Raw genomic sequence first — 727 nt, 5'->3', positions numbered from 1 at the left:
CATTGACTCCTATAGTGAGTATGGAACAGGCGATGTAGTCGTAAAAGTGAATTCCCCGTCTGCAGGCTGTGCCGATGGCTACTGGATGTCCTCAAACGAGGCTGGCAGTAATTTTGCCCTCTCCGTGCTACTAACAGCCAGAGCGGGAGGGGAGCAAATATCCATTGAGGGTGACCAGGATAGACGCTGGAGCGGTTCCTCAAAGGACTATTGTCATATTTTCAAAGTCGGCCTTTAAAGAGAAAAGGGAACGGGCAATCCCCACAGCAAATAAAAGGGGACGCATTTATTTTCATGAAGTTATACGGGTTGCTACCGGAAAAAGGGGACGCAACCAGCAAGAAAAGGGGACGCAACTATTTTTTCTAACTCAATACGGGGATTGCTATGCCAGGGAACAAGGAAAAAGGGGGCGCATTTATTTTTTGAATTAATACGGAGACTTCTATGCCACGGAAGGCAAGAGTATTGGTGCCCAATTGCCCACACCATATTGTACAAAGAGGGCATAATCGAAATGCGGTATTTGTAACTGACCAAGATTACCAGTTCTATTTGGAAAACTTAAGGGAATGGAAGCTGGAGCTGGGTGTAAAGCTGTATGCGTGGTGCCTGATGACCAACCATATTCATATTATTGCCGAACCAGGTAATGATGCTAAGGCGCTTTCTCGATTGATGAAACGTATAAACGGCCGACAATCAGCCTATATCAACAAACTGGAAG

The 727-nt window shown here is 45.8% G+C and carries 2 protein-coding genes; both read left to right on the top strand.

What is annotated here, in order from left to right:
* On the top strand, positions 1-238 hold a 238-nt coding region (locus ACQY5R_RS18220), incomplete at its 5' end, for a hypothetical protein (protein WP_428610710.1).
* Between the two features lie 209 nt (positions 239-447).
* The coding region (locus ACQY5R_RS18215; protein WP_428610709.1) for a transposase at positions 448-727 on the top strand (280 nt) is incomplete at its 3' end.

Source organism: Sedimenticola sp. (genome assembly GCF_050289425.1).
GTDB lineage: Bacteria > Pseudomonadota > Gammaproteobacteria > Chromatiales > Chromatiaceae > Sedimenticola.
This window is presented reverse-complemented; position numbering and strand designations above follow the sequence as displayed.